17 protein-coding genes are annotated in these 17,404 nt (G+C 68.4%); 9 read left to right on the top strand and 8 right to left on the bottom strand.

Going from position 1 to position 17,404, the window contains the following annotated elements:
* Positions 1 to 21 precede the first annotated feature (21 nt).
* A complete protein-coding gene (locus tag ACWETB_RS13960; RefSeq protein WP_004019232.1) occupies positions 22 to 189 on the top strand; it encodes a DUF3117 domain-containing protein in 168 nt (55 codons plus the stop codon).
* A 32-nt stretch (positions 190 to 221) separates the two neighbouring features.
* Positions 222 to 1,082, top strand: coding sequence for a putative RNA methyltransferase (locus ACWETB_RS13955; RefSeq protein ID WP_452211713.1), 861 nt, complete (start codon positions 222 to 224; stop codon positions 1,080 to 1,082).
* Positions 1,083 to 1,114: 32 nt separating this feature from the next.
* Here the strand turns inward: ACWETB_RS13955 and glgA are convergent, their stop codons facing one another.
* Positions 1,115 to 2,281 carry a glycogen synthase gene (gene glgA, locus ACWETB_RS13950; RefSeq protein ID WP_449743072.1) on the bottom strand — a complete coding sequence of 389 codons (1,167 nt, stop codon included), beginning with the start codon at positions 2,279 to 2,281 and terminating at the stop codon, positions 1,115 to 1,117.
* Between the two features lie 135 nt (positions 2,282 to 2,416).
* Here glgA and glgC point away from each other — a divergent pair, with 135 nt between their 5' ends.
* The gene (glgC, locus tag ACWETB_RS13945) at positions 2,417 to 3,631 is read left to right on the top strand and encodes a glucose-1-phosphate adenylyltransferase (protein WP_348807245.1); all 1,215 of its coding nucleotides are present in this window, start codon (positions 2,417 to 2,419) and stop codon (positions 3,629 to 3,631) included.
* A 52-nt stretch (positions 3,632 to 3,683) separates the two neighbouring features.
* Here the strand turns inward: glgC and ACWETB_RS13940 are convergent, their stop codons facing one another.
* The 3 genes from ACWETB_RS13940 to cofD are packed head-to-tail and all read right to left on the bottom strand — an operon-like array spanning position 3,684 to position 6,618.
* Positions 3,684 to 4,247, bottom strand: a complete 564-nt coding sequence (locus ACWETB_RS13940; protein ID WP_452211711.1) for an NUDIX domain-containing protein — start codon at positions 4,245 to 4,247, stop codon at positions 3,684 to 3,686.
* On the bottom strand, positions 4,244 to 5,587 hold the full coding sequence (locus ACWETB_RS13935; protein ID WP_452211709.1) for a coenzyme F420-0:L-glutamate ligase: 1,344 nt from the start codon (positions 5,585 to 5,587) through the stop codon (positions 4,244 to 4,246). Before ACWETB_RS13935 ends, ACWETB_RS13940 begins: the two co-directional genes overlap by 4 nt.
* Positions 5,584 to 6,618, bottom strand: coding sequence for a 2-phospho-L-lactate transferase (gene cofD / locus ACWETB_RS13930; protein WP_348807248.1), 1,035 nt, complete (start codon positions 6,616 to 6,618; stop codon positions 5,584 to 5,586). The genes ACWETB_RS13935 and cofD overlap by 4 nt, the downstream gene beginning before the upstream one ends.
* Positions 6,619 to 7,296: 678 nt before the next feature.
* Between cofD and ACWETB_RS13925 the strand changes: the two genes are divergently transcribed.
* Positions 7,297 to 7,554, top strand: coding sequence for a WhiB family transcriptional regulator (locus tag ACWETB_RS13925; protein WP_348807262.1), 258 nt, complete (start codon positions 7,297 to 7,299; stop codon positions 7,552 to 7,554).
* A gap of 225 nt (positions 7,555 to 7,779) precedes the next feature.
* On the opposite strand, the gene ACWETB_RS13920 is transcribed toward ACWETB_RS13925, so the two are convergent.
* On the bottom strand, positions 7,780 to 8,295 hold the full coding sequence (locus ACWETB_RS13920; protein WP_449743068.1) for a metallopeptidase family protein: 516 nt from the start codon (positions 8,293 to 8,295) through the stop codon (positions 7,780 to 7,782).
* Positions 8,296 to 8,399: 104 nt separating this feature from the next.
* Here ACWETB_RS13920 and ACWETB_RS13915 point away from each other — a divergent pair, with 104 nt between their 5' ends.
* Genes ACWETB_RS13915 through manA form a run of 3 tightly spaced genes read left to right on the top strand, consistent with a single transcriptional unit; the run spans position 8,400 to position 11,295 of the window.
* Entirely contained in the window at positions 8,400 to 8,867 is a 468-nt protein-coding gene (locus ACWETB_RS13915; RefSeq protein WP_449743067.1) for a DUF3499 domain-containing protein, read from the top strand.
* 44 nt (positions 8,868 to 8,911) lie between these two features.
* On the top strand, positions 8,912 to 10,051 hold the full coding sequence (locus ACWETB_RS13910) for a hypothetical protein (RefSeq protein WP_452211706.1): 1,140 nt from the start codon (positions 8,912 to 8,914) through the stop codon (positions 10,049 to 10,051).
* Positions 10,048 to 11,295: a mannose-6-phosphate isomerase, class I gene (gene manA, locus ACWETB_RS13905; protein ID WP_449743065.1), complete on the top strand. Its 1,248-nt coding sequence runs from the start codon at positions 10,048 to 10,050 to the stop codon at positions 11,293 to 11,295. The genes ACWETB_RS13910 and manA overlap by 4 nt, the downstream gene beginning before the upstream one ends.
* Here the strand turns inward: manA and eccE are convergent.
* Positions 11,289 to 13,043, bottom strand: coding sequence for a type VII secretion protein EccE (gene eccE, locus ACWETB_RS13900; RefSeq protein ID WP_452211704.1), 1,755 nt, complete (start codon positions 13,041 to 13,043; stop codon positions 11,289 to 11,291). The genes manA and eccE overlap by 7 nt on opposite strands.
* 176 nt (positions 13,044 to 13,219) lie before the next feature.
* On the opposite strand from eccE, the gene eccB reads away from it, so the two are divergent.
* The gene (gene eccB / locus ACWETB_RS13895; protein ID WP_452211702.1) at positions 13,220 to 14,704 is read left to right on the top strand and encodes a type VII secretion protein EccB; all 1,485 of its coding nucleotides are present in this window, start codon (positions 13,220 to 13,222) and stop codon (positions 14,702 to 14,704) included.
* Between the two features lie 49 nt (positions 14,705 to 14,753).
* On the opposite strand, the gene hpxO is transcribed toward eccB, so the two are convergent.
* Positions 14,754 to 15,917: an FAD-dependent urate hydroxylase HpxO gene (gene hpxO, locus ACWETB_RS13890; RefSeq protein ID WP_452211700.1), complete on the bottom strand. Its 1,164-nt coding sequence runs from the start codon at positions 15,915 to 15,917 to the stop codon at positions 14,754 to 14,756.
* An 83-nt stretch (positions 15,918 to 16,000) separates the two neighbouring features.
* Complete coding sequence (locus ACWETB_RS13885; RefSeq protein ID WP_449743061.1) at positions 16,001 to 16,624, bottom strand: TetR/AcrR family transcriptional regulator; 624 nt, start codon at positions 16,622 to 16,624, stop codon at positions 16,001 to 16,003.
* Between the two features lie 91 nt (positions 16,625 to 16,715).
* Between ACWETB_RS13885 and ACWETB_RS13880 the strand changes: the two genes are divergently transcribed.
* Positions 16,716 to 17,267: an NADPH-dependent FMN reductase gene (locus tag ACWETB_RS13880; protein WP_449743060.1), complete on the top strand. Its 552-nt coding sequence runs from the start codon at positions 16,716 to 16,718 to the stop codon at positions 17,265 to 17,267.
* Positions 17,268 to 17,404: the final 137 nt, after the last annotated feature.

Genomic DNA, 17,404 nt, shown 5'->3' with positions numbered 1-17,404 from the left:
AACTCTGAAGGGAGTTTGAGAATGGCGGCGATGAAGCCACGGACTGGGGATGGGCCCCTCGAGGCGGCCAAGGAAGGACGTGGGATCGTCGTTCGCATTCCGATCGAGGGTGGTGGACGTCTGGTGGTCGAACTGACCGCCGACGAGGCCGCCGCACTCGGTGAGGAGTTGCGCGGGGTCACCGGCTGACCGGGCCCGACCGCATCTCGGCCCTGGCCGAGATGGTTGCGTCCTTCCGATGCCCGGTTTGTACCGGGCCGCTGGAACTGATGGCCGATCGCAGCGCACTGCGCTGCGATCGGCGTCATTCTTTCGACATCGCCCGTCAGGGTTACGTCTCTCTGCTGGATGGGAAATCCGGCGCTCTCCGTGCCGACACCGCCGACATGGTCGCCGCACGACTGCGCGTGCATGAGGCCGGTGTCCTCGACGCCGTCGTCGCGGCCACCGCCGACGTGGTCGCTGACCTCGTCGGGCCGGAACCCTCGCCGGTCCTCGTCGATCTCGGAGGCGGGCCGGGGGTGTATCTGCGGGCGTGTCTGCGCAGGCTCCCGGACGCGCGCGGAGTGGTGTTCGATCTGTCGAAATACTGTGCCCGCGCGGTCATGCGGGAGCGCCCCGCCGCAGTCGTCGTCGTCGCCGACGTGTGGCGGTCGATCCCGATGGGCGATGCCACCGCGACACTGGCCCTGTCGGTGTTCGCGCCCCGCAATGCGACGGCGACCGCACGGGTGCTCACACCCGACGGTCACCTGGTGATCGTCTCCCCGCAGGCCGACCACCTGCACGAACTCATCGCGCCGATGGGCATGCTGAATGTCGCGCCGGACAAGGACACCCGGATCGAGGCGGCGATGGAACCGGATTTCGAGATCCTCGGGCGTCGGTCGGTGCGATCGGCCGTCGTCGTCGACGCACCCGTCATCGCCGATCTGGTGGCGATGGGGCCGTCGGCGTTTCATCACCCACGCGCGCACATCGACGAACTCGCGGCACAGTGGGTGGCGCAGGCCGGTGGGCCGATCGAGGTGACGTGCGCGGTCACGATCACCGTGTGCCGGCCGCGGACCGTTGGCCGGTGATGACGGCGATGGTGGTCCGGAGAATTCGACGGCTACCGCGCGGCGGCCCGATAGACCCCCAGCGTCTGCTCGGCGATCGTCGCCCAGGAGAATTCGGTGGCCGCACGTTCCCGCCCGGCACGGCCCATGGCAGCCGCCGACGCCGGATCTGCGCTCACGGTGTTGACGCCGTCGGCCAGTCCGCGCTCGAAGGCGACCGGGTCCGCCGGGTCATAGGGGACCAGCACCCCGGTCACGGCGTCGACGACCACCTCGGGGATGCCGCCGACCGCCGACGCCACCACCGCCGTCGAGCACGCCATTGCCTCGAGATTGACGATTCCCAGTGGCTCGTACACCGATGGGCATACGAAAACCGTTGCTGCGGTCAGTATTTCGCGGATACGCGGATGGGGCAGCATCTCCCGGATCCAGTACACGCCGTCGCGTGACTCCGACAACGCCGACACCGCGGCCTCGACCTCGGCGCCGATCTCCGGGGTGTCCGGGGCGCCGGCACACAGGATCAGCTGGATCTCGGGATCAAAATGATGGGCGGCGGCGACGAGGTGGGCGACACCCTTCTGCCGGGTGATGCGCCCGACGAAGGCCACGATCGGACGGTTTGGGTCGACACCGAGTGCGGTCAGGGTGGACTCTGGACCGAAGGGGTCGTCCACCGGATACCACTGCGTCGTGTCGATTCCGTTGCGCACCACGTGAACTCGCTCCGGATCGAGGCGCGGATAGGTGGCGCAGACATCGCCCGCCATTCCGGTGCTGACGGCGATCACCGCATCGGCATATTCAACGGCGTTGCGTTCGACCCAACTCGACACCCGGTACCCGCCGCCGAGTTGTTCGGCCTTCCACGGCCGCATCGGCTCCAGTGAGTGTGCGGTCAGCACATGTGGCACGTCGTAGAGCGCACCGGCCAGGTGCCCGGCGAGCCCGGTGTACCAGGTGTGGGAGTGCACCAGGTCGGCTCCGGCGGCCCCGACGGTCATCCGCAGATCCGCCGACAACGTGGTGATCGCGGCGTTCGCGCCGGCCAGTCCGGGGTCGGGGGAGTAGACCTCGGCGGTGTCGCGGGGGGCGCCCATGCAGTGCACGTCCACGTCGACGAGATCGCGTAGATGCCTGACCAACTCGGTCACATGGACACCGGCCCCACCGTAGACCTCGGGCGGATACTCCCGTGTCATCATCGCCACCCGCATGGCTAGAGACGCTAGTGCCCGCGACGGCTCTTCGCCATCGAAGTGCGCCAAGTCGTCGGTGCGCCCGCAAGCTCACACCGACGAGGTGGTGTGTTCATCTGGCCGGGGCGGGTGTTGACGGTTAAGTTTGTGAGTGTGAGATCACAGCCGCATGTGCTCGGAATCGTCCTCGCCGGCGGTGAGGGAAAACGCCTGTACCCCCTGACGATGGACCGTGCGAAACCGGCGGTTCCGTTCGGCGGCGCGTACCGGTTGATCGACTTCGTCCTGTCCAACCTGGTCAACGCCGGTTACGAACGCATTTGCGTTCTGACGCAATACAAGTCGCATTCGCTCGACCGCCACATCAGCCAGACCTGGTGGTCATCGGGATTTCACGGCGAATACATCACGCCGGTTCCCGCCCAGCAGCGGCTCGGGCCGCGCTGGTACACCGGCAGTGCCGATGCGATCTTCCAGTCGATGAACCTCATCCACGACGAGCAGCCCGAGTACATCGTGGTCTTTGGCGCCGACCACGTGTACCGGATGGATCCGTCGCAGATGGTCGAGGCCCACATCGATTCCGGTGCCGACGTGACCGTTGCGGGCATCCGCGTTCCGCGCGCGGAGGCGACCGCCTTCGGCTGCATCGATTCCGACGATTCGGGGTTGATCACCCGGTTCCTCGAGAAGCCGTCGGATCCTCCCGGGACGCCCGACGATCCGGAGGTCACTTTCGCGTCGATGGGCAACTACGTGTTCACCACCGAGGCGCTCGTCGAGGCCATCCGTGCCGATGCCGCCGACTCCGACTCCGATCACGACATGGGCGGCGACATCATCCCCGCCTTCGTCTCGCAGGGCAGCGCCTACGTGTACGACTTCGCCGACAACGAGGTCCCCGGAGCCACCGAACGCGACAAGGGGTACTGGCGCGACGTCGGTACCCTCGACGCCTTCTACGACGCCCACATGGATCTGGTGTCGGTCCACCCCGTGTTCAACCTCTACAACCGGCGATGGCCGATTCGCGGCGAGACGCTGCATCTGCCGCCCGCCAAGTTCGTTCAGGGCGGCCACGCCCAGGACTCGGTGGTCGGGGCCGGTTGTATCGTCTCGGCCGCGTCGGTGTCCACATCGGTGCTCTCGGCCAACGTCATGATCGAGGACGGCGCGGTGGTGGAGGGCAGCGTGCTGATGCCGGGCGTGCGGATCGGCAAGGGCGCAGTCGTGCGTCACGCGATCCTCGACAAGAACGTCGTCGTGGGTGAGGGTGAACAACTCGGCGTCGACCTCGAGGCCGATCGCGCGAAGTATGCGGTCAGCGCCGGCGGCGTCGTCACCGTCGGCAAGAACATCCGCGTCTAGGCGCGTCCGGGCGCTGTGGTTCAGTGCCTCAGTGGTTCAGTGCCTCAGCGGTTCAGTGCCTCAGCGCAGCGCCGATCAATGCCGGCACGGTCACGTCGTCGACGGCGTCGGGTAGTGCGTCGACCGGCCACCAGCGCAGGTCGACCGATTCGGAACTGCACTCGATCGGCGGCGGGGCGCCCGTCGCGGTCGGTGCGGTGACTACCGCGAACTGCATGTCGAGGTGGCGGGTCGGCACGCCGAGCGAGCAGGTGATCGGGTGAGTGTGCAGCGCGACGAGCCCACCGGTGATCTCCAGGTCGCCGATCCCGGACTCCTCGCGCGCCTCGCGTCGGGCCGCCGCGGTGACGGACTCGTCGTCGGGTTCGCAATGACCGCCGAGCTGAACCCATTTCCCCACGCGCGGATGCAGTGTCAGCAGCACGTGCTCACGCGCGGCGTCGAAGACGATCGCCGACGCCGTCAGATGACCGGCCGCGCAGGCCCGCAGACAGGCGTCGTCGGTGGCGGCCAGGAAAGCCAGATAGGTGTGCCGCAGGGCATCCTGCGCGGCGTCGGGGGCCGACCATCCGCTCAGCAATTCCACCGCCGACGCATGCAACGACGCGGCACTCACAGTTCCACCAGCCACTCGTCGACCGGCGCGGGTGAGCGCACCGACAGTTCCTCGGTGGGATGGCCGATCGCGATGGCGCCCAACGGTTCCCACGACGAACCGAGATCGAGGGCATCGCGCACGACGTCGGCGGCGAAGATGGTCGAACCGACCCAGCAACTGCCGAGGCCGCGCACCGACAACGCCACCAGCAAGGCGTTGACCGCACCTCCGGCGGCGACGGTGAACATGGTGTGCTCGCACTCGTTGCGACGCGGGTCGGGATACTCGTGCGCGCCGTCGGCGACGAGGAACGGGATCACCAGTTCTGGCGCGTCGTAGAGGATCCGGCCGCGCCGGAGTCGGGCCTCGATGGAATCGGGGGTCTTGTCATCGGCGGTCAGATCCGACCGCCACCGCCGCGTCATCGCCTCCAACAGGGCGGTGCGCCGTGCCGGATCGCGCAACCACACGAACCGCACCGGATGGGTGTGGTGCGGCGCCGGCGCGGTCAGCGCGTCGGCACAGGCGGCACGGATGTCCTCGGGTGACACCGCGCGCGTGTCGAACGACCGCACCGACCGTCGGGTCAGCAGTGCCTCACGGCGCCCCTGCTCGATGGCCTCGGCGGTGCCGAGGTGGAAGAGATCCTCGGCGATCGGCCGGATCAGGTCGGTGGCGGCCGACCCGTCGTCGGTGACGCTCAGGCCGCGCACCACCGCCACCGGAACACCCGCCAGTTTGCCCTTGACCAGATCGGCGGCCGCGGCGATCTCGTCGGCGACCGCGATGTCGGTCACCAGGAGGGGGTTGCCGTAGGAGTCGACGCCGCCCTCATACGGATGGCTGACCGCGATGCCCGACGACCCGATCGCGACGTCGGTCTGCCCGGTCCGCCACGCCCGCCCCATGGTGTCGGTGACGATCACCGCGACGTCGAACCCGCGGGCGCCCAACGCCTCCCGCAATCGCCGGGCACTGGCATCCGGATCCTCCGGCAGCAGCGCCAAGGAATCGGTCGGCACGTTCGACCCGTCGATGCCCGAGGCCGCCTGAACCAGGCCGAGTCGGTTCTCGGTGATCAGGGTGCGGTTCTTGCGCGCGATCACCCGGACCGATTCCTGTTCGACGAGACGGCGCCGCAACGCATCCCGCTCCTCGGGGTCGGTGGGTGCCACCACCATCCGTCCCTCGATCTTGGAGAACACCTTGCTCGTCACCACGACGACATCACCGTTGGTCAACCATGGTGCGGCAGTCAGGATCTCGGCGGCGAGGTCGGAATGCGGGCCGAACTCGCGCAGACCGGTGACCGGCTGGATCGAGATGGCCCCGCTCGCCCGGTGGTCGCGTGTGGTCATCCGCGCACCGCCGGGGTGTCGACGCCGACCAGCGCGCACGCCGCCCGCACCATGTGTGCGGTCGTGATCGGATCGCTCATCAGCAGCGGCGCCGACCCGATCGAGATCCCCTCGACCGCCGCGTCGTCGCCGTCGGCGATCAACCAGCCGTCGAGAAGCCCGTTGCCGCTGCGCGGTCCGTAGTGCGCGGCGATGGCCTCCGCCGAGGTCTCGACCCCGATCACCGAGAGGCACTCATCGGCCATGCCCCGCAGGGGCCGGTTGTCGATCACCGGAGACACCCCGACCACCGGGGCCGAGGTGGTGCGCAGGGCGCTGCGCACCCCCGGGACGGTCAGGATCATCCCGATGCTGACGACGGGGTTGCTCGGCGCCAGGATCACGACGTCGGCATCGGTGATCGCATCCAGCACACCCGGCGCCGCCCGGGTGTCGTCGTGCCCGAGGGTCGCGAACCCGAAGGTCGGGATCTTCGCCCGATAGCGAACCCACCACTCCTCGAAATGGATGGCGATCTGATCGTCGGGTCCGGTGCCACCCGGTGCGGCCACCCGGACGTGGGTCTCGTGCCGGTCATCGGTCGCCGGCAACAGACGCACCCCGGGTTGCCACCGTTTGCACAGGGCCGCAGTGACATCGGAGAGCGGGTAACCGGCCGCCAGCATCTGCGTCCGGATCAGATGCGTTGCCAGGTCACGGTCGCCGAGACCGAACCAATCCGGGTCCGCACCATAGGCCGCGAGCTCGTCCTTGGCATTCCAGGTCTCGTCGCGGCGCCCCCATCCGCGCTCGGTGTCGATACCGCCGCCCAGGGTGTACATGCACGTGTCCAGATCGGGACAGATGCGCACCCCGTGCATCCATGCGTCATCGCCGACGTTGACGATCGCGGTGATCTCATGGGCGGAGGCCTCCGGAGCGGCCTCGCCCGGGTCGGCCGCCGGGGGAAACGGCGTCGGCCCGAGGAGCTCGCGGACGCCGAGCAGGAAACGTGCGCCACCGACGCCACCGACGAGAACGGTCACCTTCACAGCGATCCACTGTAGTGATCGCGTCGGCGACCCGTACCCCGCCATCGGGTGGGCGTATACGTTCGGGTAGACCTATACGGCCCGTGGTGATCCGCGGGTGCAGGCTCACGACCCCAACGGGATCGTGTGGTGGGGTCGCCACGATGTGTGAGATTGGTGACGAAACCCATGCCGAACGTGTCGTAACTCGCGTTTCGGAGAACCGGTGGTATGAAGAAGATTTTCCACTCGGCTTGACCGGAGTGGTCGCCAGCGTGTGTAATCACATCAGTGTCATTTTCGGTTCGAGATCGAGAATTGCTGAACGAGAGGCAGTTTCGATCGGGTGTTCGATCCGATGATCGCTCTGGCGGCACTCGCGAAATGGGGGTCCCAGGCCGAACGCCTGGCACGTGGTGACGAACGACAGATGATGAATTCGGTGGATGGGGTGACGCGGCAGTGACGCCGTGGCGCGAACAAGCAGAAGAAGAACAACTTCCCAGGCAGGAGGCGCCGGCGATGGTATTCGACAATCCGATCGGCAATCCCCTTGAACCACAAGACCTTTCGCGACCCGCCAGTGAGACCGACGACGACGGGTTGTATCACTCGCTCGGTCCGGTGGACGAGTCGTACCTGAGCCCCGTGCGTGACGTCGCCCCGGCCGATGAATCCGGGCCGCGTCGTCATCTCTCGTTGGTGCCCAACGACTTTGACGATCTCTTCGACAACGTCGAGGAACAGTGGCAGGAACGCGCACTCTGTGCCCAGACCGACCCCGAAGCCTTCTTCCCGGAGAAGGGCGGCTCCACCCGCGAGGCCAAACGCATCTGCTCCGGATGCGAGGTCAAAGCGGAATGCCTGGAATATGCCCTCGGCAACGACGAACGTTTCGGGATCTGGGGCGGCCTCTCCGAACGCGAACGACGACGCCTCAAGCGCGGAATTGTTTGATTGCGACGGCTCGGTGCTTGTTGGCGCCGGCTCCGCCGTCGCATGCTCACCGGGCTGAGCACACCACGTCTTCCTCTCGTCACATCGCTCGCAAGCTCGCTCCTCGTCGTGCAGACGAGGCGCGCCCGACGCGGTGGTGGTGAACTACCCAACCCGCTCCGGTGAGTACGCGCGGACGGAGTCCGCGCCGATTACGAGTCCTCGCCGACTACGGGGTCGCGCCGATCAATCGAGCCCTCGGTCGATGGTGTCCTCGTCGACGCCGAGGTGAGTGGCCACCTGCTGGACGAGCACCTCGTGAACCAGATCGATTAACTCCGTGTCCCGGCGGGCGCGACTTTCCAGTGGTCGACGGAACAGGATGATCTGTGCGCGAGTCGGTTGTCCGTGGACGTCCACCCCTGCCGGGATGAGTCGTGCGAGTGGAACCGCGCCGTCGGCGGTGACCTCATCGGGCCACGCCACCGTCTCGGGATCGCGCGGCAACATGCGCGGGATGTCGTCGACCGAAATGTCGAGACCGATCAGCTCGTCGTGCCAGCGTCGGTCGATCTCGGCAAACGCCTCGAGTGCGACGGCGTCGAATTCGTCGGACTTGCTGCGCCACGCGGGGACCGTGGTCGGCAACAACGGGGTGCGCAGACCCCGCCCACGCCGCTCCCGCCGCGGTGGTCGGCGGCCACCGCCGCTCGCCGGGCCGCCCCGTTCGGCCCGATCCGGACGGAATCCATCGATACGCATGGCGTGAGTGTAGGAGCGTGCGTGCCCGATGTCTCGTGGCGGTCTGACCCTCTGCGCGCGTGTCGGGGTCCACGTTCGATCCGCGCAGGGCTAACCTCATGGACGTGAAGCTTCCCCGACAGTGCTGCAGGCCCGGCTGCACCCGCTCCGCGGTGGCTACGCTGACGTTCGTCTACGCGGAGTCGACCGCGGTGATCGGCCCCTTGGCCGGCTCGGCCGAACCGCACTCCTGGGACCTTTGCGACGAGCACGCCCGACGGATCACCGTGCCGCGAGGCTGGGAGATGCTGCGCAGCGAGCGCGGATTCTCCACGCCCCTCGCCGAGGACTACGAACTGACCGCCCTGGCCGAGGCCGTCCGTGAGGCCAGCACCGGCGGACGGGCCGGCCGGATCGCCGCCGATGTGGCCCATCCCGATGCGCTCGACGGATTCGACGATCCCCGGCACGGACGACACCGGGCCACCGGCCGCCCCGAGGTCCCCAACGACACCGAGCGTCGTCGCGCCCCGACTACGCCGCGGCCCGGTCGACGCGGACACCTCCGGGTGCTGCCGGACCCCGTCGACTGACCATTGGTGGTCGAAGGCGTGACCGGCTGACTACTGTGGTGATCATGCGAACCGGTGCCACCGATCTCGACGACGTCGAGGAACTGATCGCGGCGGATTCCGAAGGCCTGCTGCATGCGGCCGCCCTTGCCGGTGCCCAGGTGCGGTCAGTGGCCGAGGCGATCCGCGAAGGCGTCACCGAGTCACTCGCCGAACTCCGCCCGCGCAGTGTCGTGGTGGTCAGTCCGGGAGGCGGCGCCGCGGCCGCGGCCACCGCGATGATCACCGCGGTGATGGCCACCCGCATCGACGTACCGATCGTCTCCGCGCCCGGACTCCCCGGATGGATCGGACCGCTCGACGTGGTCGTGCTGGCCGGCGACGACGGCGGCGACATGATCCTCGCCGACGCCGCCGCGCGCGCCCTGCGGCGACGTGCTGAAGTCGTGATCGCGGCACCGGTGGAGGGACCCCTGCGGGATGCTCTGGGCGGCAACGGAATCAACCTCTCGCCGCGGATCGACGTCGACCCACGGTTTCGATTCGCCGGATTCGTCGCGATCCTGCTCGCCGTCCTGACCTCCATGGGGCAGGTGCGGTTCACCGGGACGGCACCGGAGGTCGCCGACATCGCCGACGCGCTCGACGACGAGGCGGCCGCCGACCATCCGGGCCGGGAAACATTCCACAATCATGCGAAAATGCTGGCAGCGCGACTCGGTGACGGGCCGATGGTGTGGTCGGGGGATTCCCCGGCGACGACGGCGCTGGCCGGGCGAGCTTCGGGGGTGATGTTTGCAGTGACGGGAATCGCCGGTGCGGCACTCGATCTGGCCGACATCGGACGGGTGGCCCGCGATCAGTGGGCCGACGCCGGATCGTCGTCACCGGCCGATGACATCTTCTACGATCCGCAAATCGACGGACCGCGGCCGGATGCACCGCCGCGGGTGGTGGTGACCACATCCGCCTCCCGCGAATGGCACACCCGTCGCCGCATCGAAGGCATCCCCACCGCAGAGGTGGTGGTCGGTGATGGTGACGACATCGACTCCGGCGCAACGGCATCCGCTGCACCATTGTGGCCGGGTACCCGCGCCGACCGCGCCGACGTGCCGGCAGATCTCACGTCTTTGCTGGTGCTCATGCTGCGTATCGAGATGGCCGCGGTGTATCTGCGTCTGACCGAGGCCGGGCGCCGATGAGGGTCCTCGAGGGTAATCTCAGGACGTACGCGTGGGGTTCGCGGACCGCCATCGCATCGCTCCGGGGTCGGCCGGTACCGTCCCCTCACCCCGAGGCCGAATTGTGGTTCGGCGCTCACAGTGCCGGACCCGCATCGGTACTGACCGCCGACGGCGTCTCGGAGACCGACCTGCTGACCGCCATCGATGCCGACCGGCCGGCGGCCCTGGGGGGCCCCACCGCCACCGCCTTCGGAGGCCGACTGCCGTTCCTGCTGAAGGTTCTCGCCGCCGAGGAACCGCTGTCGCTGCAAGCGCATCCGTCCTCGGAGCAGGCCCGCGAGGGATTCGAACGGGAGAACGCGATCGGGTTGCCGATCGACGCCCGCGACCGCAACTACCGCGATCCATGGCACAAACCCGAACTCGTCGTCGCGTTGAGCGAGTTCGATGCGCTGGCCGGTTTCCGCGCGACCGCCGCCACCATCGCACTACTGCGCGAACTTCAGGTGAGCGAGCTGGACCCCTATCTGGGAATGCTTGCCGGTCAACCCGATTCGAGCGGGCTGCGAGCGCTGTTCACCACCTGGCTGACGTTACCGGAACAGACCATCGGCGCGTTGATGCCGCCGGTGCTGTCGGCGGCGGTCACCCTGCTGGAATCGGGACGCAGCGCATTCGGCGCCGAACTGCGCACCGCCCTGCAACTGGGTGAGATGTACCCGAACGACCCCGGGGTATTGGCGTCGCTGCTGCTCAACCGGGTCCACCTGACACCGGGACAGGGGATCTACCTACCCTCCGGGAACCTGCACGCCTACCTCGAGGGCACCGGGGTGGAGATCATGGCCAACTCCGACAACGTGCTGCGCGGCGGATTGACGCCCAAACACATCGACGTGCCGGAATTGCTACGGGTTCTCGACTTCACCCCGGTCGACGTCGACGACCTGATCCCGGCGATCCGAACGGTCGGTGCCGAACGCATCTATCTGACACCCGCACCCGAATTCCGGCTCTCCCGAATCGAACTCGACGGGACCGGCATGACCCAGCCGGCGTCCATCAGCTTCGACATGCCCGGGCCGCAGATCCTCGCGGTGCTCTCCGGGCAGATCGAGGTCCGGCCGCAGGGCGGGGCGCCGATCACCGTGCCCGCGGGACGGGCGGCATGGCTGGCCGACTCCGACCCGGATGTGGTGGTACGCGCCGATTCCGCGCGCGCGGTGTTCTTCCGGGCGCTGGTGCCGATCCGCGCTCAGTGACTTCCGGCGTACAACGCCTGTTCCGCGGCGGTGGCGACCATCGTCACCTCGGTGCGATGTCGGCCGGTGAGCACTGAGACCCGCTGCGGCGCAGTGGGATTCTGAATCAGCGCGACGTCCGCCCGGGCTGCGGCGGCCACGTCGGAGTGGGCGATCACGACGAAGCGGGTGCACCCCGGGTCGGGTGCGCCCGCGGGGGCGTTCACGCCGTCGAAGACCTCCACCCGCAGTCCCGCCCCCACCGGTCTCCGGTGATCGGCGAACGTCAGGAGATGGGGTGCGCCAACGGCCTCGACGAGCCCGCGCCATCGCAGCGGGTCGGCCGCACGGACGATCACCGGGATGTTGGTGGCGACGGTCCTAAGGACCGTCTGCGCCAACAACGTCTGGTCACCGGACAGCATGACGGTGCCGATTCCCGGTCCGGCGAGCGGCACCGCGACCGCGCGGCCGGACCGGTCCGCGCCGACGAGTTGCCCGCAACCCGCTGCCGGGATCTGCATCCGGCACAGGGCGGCCTGCGCGTCGGCACCCTCGAGTGCGGGCAGCAACCGGTGCAACCGCGACGACGAGGCCATCGGCACACCCGCGGTGAAGGCGTCGAACTGGTTGCCGGGCAACGGCGCAAGGCCCCGATGCCGGTGCCCACGCGGCAGATCGGGGCCGCCGCGATGGTCATCGAGGCGCACCAGCCCGGCGACCCGGAGTCCGCCGGCGGCGTTTCGGGACAGCCGGATGGTCAGGGTGGTGGCCGCAGCCGGCATCGCCCACACACGCGTGGCGACCTCGACCAGCGTCGTCGGCTCGACCGCGGCCACACACATGTGCAGGCGCATCGAGCTCACCTCATTCCAGGCCTCGGTCACCTCGTCGGGGGAACAACCGCCGGTGAGTTGATCGGTGACCGAGGAGATCTCGGCGGCCGACAACGCCGAAACGGTCAGTCCCTGCTCGGCGAGGCGCGCGATGACCCGACGGGTGGTGATCGTCGCCGCACGCAACGCACCCACCGCACCGCCGCCGCGTCGGGCGATGGCGTCCGGACAGTCCCGGGGATCCAGTCGCAAGATCACCACGGTGGTACGCAGGGCGGTGGCCGGCAGCGGACCCAGCGTGGCGCGATAAGCCGCCGCGGCGCGGTCCCGGCCCCAGGCGCGGCCACCGTGCCCGACGATGTCGATCGATGCCAGCGGAATGTCGTAGGGATCGATGCACTCGGCCAGCACCTCGAGTGGGATCTGTTGTCCCCATGGGTCGCGCGGCGTCGCGGAGTCCGGGGTGAGGAACGTGGTATCGGGCCCGCACGGATGAACGCGGATCGCGGTGATCAGGGTGTGGCCGACCCAGCGTGCGCCGATGGGGGTCTCGGCGTCGGGTGCGCATCCCGCGCCGGCGGGGGTCTGCCGGGCCGGTGGGATGTCGAACGGTGCCGGGATCAGATCGGTCGAGCGTCGTCGGGCCCGCGTCCAGGTGAACGAGATCCGGCGTCCCAGCCGGGACATCGGGGAGATCCCACCACGGCACGGCACAAGGGTCAGGCACACCACCGCGAGGATCGCCAGGGCGACCCATCCCCACCGTGAGCCCGACGCCGCCCAGACCGCCAGCCCGACGAACAGCAGGACCTCGCCGACGACCACGGTGGTCGGGATCGGTGTCCTGCGAATGCGATCACGGCGATGTGCGATGGGCGGATCGGTGCGCACATCGGCGTCCGGAGCCGACGGCGCGTCAACGAGTGTCATCATGGTCCCCCTGCTCCCCGCCTCACGGCGCTGATGTATCGGCTAGGCTACTACCTCACCGACCGGGTGAACCGGTGTTGGCGCAGTTCGACATTCGAGCCCGCCGACGGGAACCGATCGGGCTCGGGATGCGTCTGATCAGGTATCGGCGCGGTGTGTGGATCGGGGGGTGGGGGTCGATGGCGCGGCAATTGACGACCAAGGCGCAGGTCAACGGCTATCGTTTCCTGCTCAGCCGACTGGAGCACGCCCTGGTCCGGCGCGACGCCCGGATGCTGCACGACCCCATGCGCGCTTCCGTGCGGGCACTTGCGCTCGGCACCGTCCTGACGGTGTTGGCACTGGCCGGATTCGGCATCTGGGGCCTGATCCGTCCACAGGGGACGGTGGGACAGGCATCGATCCTGGTCGGCAAACAGAGCGGTGGGATGTACGTCGTCGTCGACGAGAAGGTGCATCCGGTACTGAATCTGGCCTCGGCCCGACTGATCACAGGCAGTGACAGCGCACCGAAGTCGGTTGCCGACTCGGCGTTGTCGGCGTATCCGCGGGGTCCGCTGCTCGGGATCCCGGGGGCGCCGGCCGCCCTGCCCGCCAGCGCGCACCGCGACACGTCGGTGTGGAGTGTGTGCGACCGCCCCGGATCCGGTGAGGACACCACGCGTCGGCTGGCGGTCATCGCCGACCGGCCGGCCACCGGTGCACAGATCGCACCGGCCGGACCGCAGGACGCGGTGTTGGTGACCGATGGTCGGGCAACGTTTCTGGTCTACCAGGTGGTCCGCGGTGAGCATTCGGTACCGGTACGCGCCGAGGTCGACATGTACGACGCCGCCGTGACGCGGGCGTTCGGTCTCGCTGATGAGACGCCCCGCCCGGTCGGCGTCGGTGTCCTCAACACCCTGCCCGAGGTGGCCCCGTTGGCCGTGCCGCGGATCGGTGGCGCCGGAACGCCCTCGGACCTGCCAATTCCCGACGTGTCGGTGGGCTCGGTGATCCGCACCGTCGGGGTGAACGGTCATCTCGACTACTACGTCGTGCTCACCGAGTCCGTCCAGCCGATCGGCGAGGCCACCGCGGAGATGCTGCGGCTGGCCGATCCCGGCAGCCCGGCCGAGGTGCCGACCCGGTCGCCGGCCTCGGTCAACGCCGCACCCCGCAGCGATTCGCTGCCGGTAACCGAATTTCCCTCGCACGCACCACATCTGGTGTCATCGGCAACGGCTCCGATGATGTGTTCGGTATGGTCACGCGGCTCCGCGGACCCGACGGCGCGGACTTCCCTGCTCCTCGGACGTGGACTTCCGCTGTCCGCGGGAGTCGAAGTGGTGACACCGGCCGGCGCCGACGGTCCCGGGCCGCTGATCGACGAGGTGTACCTGCCCGCGGGCTCGGGTGAGTTCATCCAGACGACCGGCAATGAAGACGACAGCACCCGCACGGAATCGTTGTTCTACCTGAATGATTCGGGTGTCCGGTTCGGCGTCGCGGACATGGCCACGGCGCAGGTGCTCGGACTCGGTACGACCCCGGCGCCGGTACCCTGGGCCGTCGCGTCGCTGCTCGTCGCGGGCCCGACACTGTCGCGTCACGATGCGTTGGTGGCCCATGACGGTATCGCGGCGGATCCGTCGGGTCGGGCCGTGCCGGAACCGGAGAACTGAGCCGGCGGAGGTCGGGCGGGTCAGAGCACCGATCGGCCCGGCCGGCACGTCACACCGGCGTGACCGGACCACCCATGATGTTGCCGACGATACCGCGAATGATGTTGGTACCGTCCTCGTCTCGCAGTTCGGCGTACCACTGCGAGGTCTTCTCCGGATCCTTGCCGTGAGTGACATCGCATCGTTTCCGTGCGCGCAGGACGAGATCTCCCGCCCGCTCGGCGCGGGTCTTCTCGTACTCGGCGAGCGCGGCATGAACGTCGTCGGGATGGTCGGCGAAGGCGAATTGCAGTGCCACGGCATCCTCCATCGCCGAGCAGCCGCCCTGACCGATGTCGGGTGTCGTGTTGTGGGCGGCATCGCCGAGCACGGCGACACGTCCCTTGACCCACGTGTGAAACGGGTCGAGGTCGAGGATCTCGACCCGGTTGGTCGTCGCCGGATCGAGTGTCTCGATCAGTTTCTGGACCCCGGGGGCCCAGTCGGCGAACTCCTCGGCAAGGACCTCCCGCGCCGTTCCCCGTTCGAAGGGAACACTTTCGGGCATCGGGACGTCGAAGAAGAAGTAGAAGCGGTCACCGGCGATGGGCATCACCGAAACGCGCCGACTGTCACCGACGTAGGTGGTCCACTCCGTCGCCGGGCCGATCTCGTCGTCGACGGCGACGAGACCGTTGAAGTTGACGTAGCCGGCGTAGCGGCGGGTGACCGGGCCGCCGAGCACGTACTCGCGTGTCAGTGATTTCGCACCATCGGCCCCGATGACCAGGTCGGCCGAATCGGTGCTGCCGTCGGCGAATTCGACGGTGGCGGCATCGGGTCCGTCGCTGACCGACACCATCTTCTTGCCGAAGTGGATGTCGTCGATGCCGTAGGCCTTCATCAGCATCAGCTGCAGTTCGGCCCGCGCCACCGGATACGGGCGCTGGCCGACCTCGTCGATGAGAGGCTGCATCGAGAAGCGACACATGGTCTCACCGGTGTGGGCGTCGACGTAGCTCATCGTCTCGACGATGCCGCCGAGTTCGGCGACCTCGTTCTCGAGGCCGAGGTGATTGAGGCACAGGACACCGTTGGACCACACCGAGATCGCGGCACCGACCGGCTTGTTCTCCGTGACCTGTTCGTAGACCTCGATATCCACGCCGAGCTTCTTCAGGGCGATGGCTGCACTGAGCCCACCCATACCGGCACCGATGATGATCGCCTTCACGCTGACTTCCTTTCACCTGACCCCTCCCAGGCTAATTCGGTGACGGGTTTCGTGCGCGCCGAGCAGAACTCGCGCACGCGGTCTCAGCGCGGGCCGATGCCGGCGGCGAGGGTGCGGATGAAGTGTTCCCATTGGTCGGCGATGGTCGCGAGATCGAGGCCGACGACCTCGGTGAGGTGGGCGACCGCAGACGCTCCGAGGGGAGCCTGGATCGCGATCGCGAGCGCGTCGACCTGATCACCGAATCCCATCTGGCGCAACAGGATCTGAATGTGTTGCGTCGACGAGCGCCAGACCGGGTGCTTCATGAACTCGCCGTTGTCGGCGCCGGCCTCGAGCAGGATGTCGAGGTGATCGGTGGTCATCTTCAGCCGGGCCCGGCCGTAGGCGAGCAGCCGGTCGAGGGGCGGCGCGCCCGGGCCGAGCGGGGACGGACCGGACAGGTACGCCTGCTGCAATTCGGATTCGGAGTGATCGAGGAGGGCATGCATGAGTCCGGTCCGGCTACCGAACCGACGGAACACGGTGCCCTTGCCGACACCGGCCTCCGCGGCGACGGCATCCATGGTCACCGCGGCCGCGCCGCGGGTGTCGATGAGGTTCTTGGCCGCGGCCAGCAACAGCCGGCGGTTGCGGGCTGCATCGGCGCGTTCGGTCTCACCCGGTGCGGTGAGATGCAGAGGAATCGCGTTCTGCTCGTCGGACACGTGATGAACCTAACTCTTGACGCCGTGGCGAAATATTCGGACCGTGGTCCGGTTGATTCTATCAACTTGTTTTGACCATAGGAGGAGCAACATGACCGATTCGATCGTTACCGTCGTCGCCCTGGTGGGCAGCCTGCGCCGCGACTCGATCAACCGTCGCCTGGCCCAGGCGGCCGCCGACAACCCGCCGGCCGGTGTGACGGTGACCGTCGTCGAGGGCCTGGACCGCCTGCCGTTCTACAACGAGGACATCGATGCCGGTGACCTCGACGCTGCCGTGGTGGCGCTGCGCGAGGACGTCGCCGCGGCCGATGCGGTCCTCATCGCGACGCCCGAGTACAACGGCACCATCCCGGCGGTCCTGAAGAACGCCATCGACTGGCTGTCGCGTCCCTACGGTCAGGGCGCGATGACCGAGAAGCCGGTCGGCGTCATCGGGGCCGCGCTGGGTCGCTATGCCGGAACCTGGTCGCGTGAGGACACCCGCAAGGCCGTCGGCATCGCCGGCGGACGCGTCGTCGAGGACATCGACTTCGGGTTGGCGACCGCCGGCCTCGCCGACGGTGCGCTGCCGGCCGAGGTGATCGACGATGTGGTCGGCGCGGTGCGGGTGCTGGCCGATCAGGTGCCCGCACGCGTCTGACGTCGTCGCTCGTAGGCATCCACGAGGCGTGTCCCGGATCTGCTCCGGGCGCGCCTCGCGGCGTCTCCGGTGGCCGGCGTCCGGTCGTCGGTATCACCACCGGGTGCGACACGCCCAACGCGTCCTGGACACGCCGG

This window comes from Gordonia sp. NPDC003950 (genome assembly GCF_053605205.1).
Note: the sequence above shows the minus strand (reverse complement) of the source record. Positions and strands in the feature narration are given on the sequence as shown.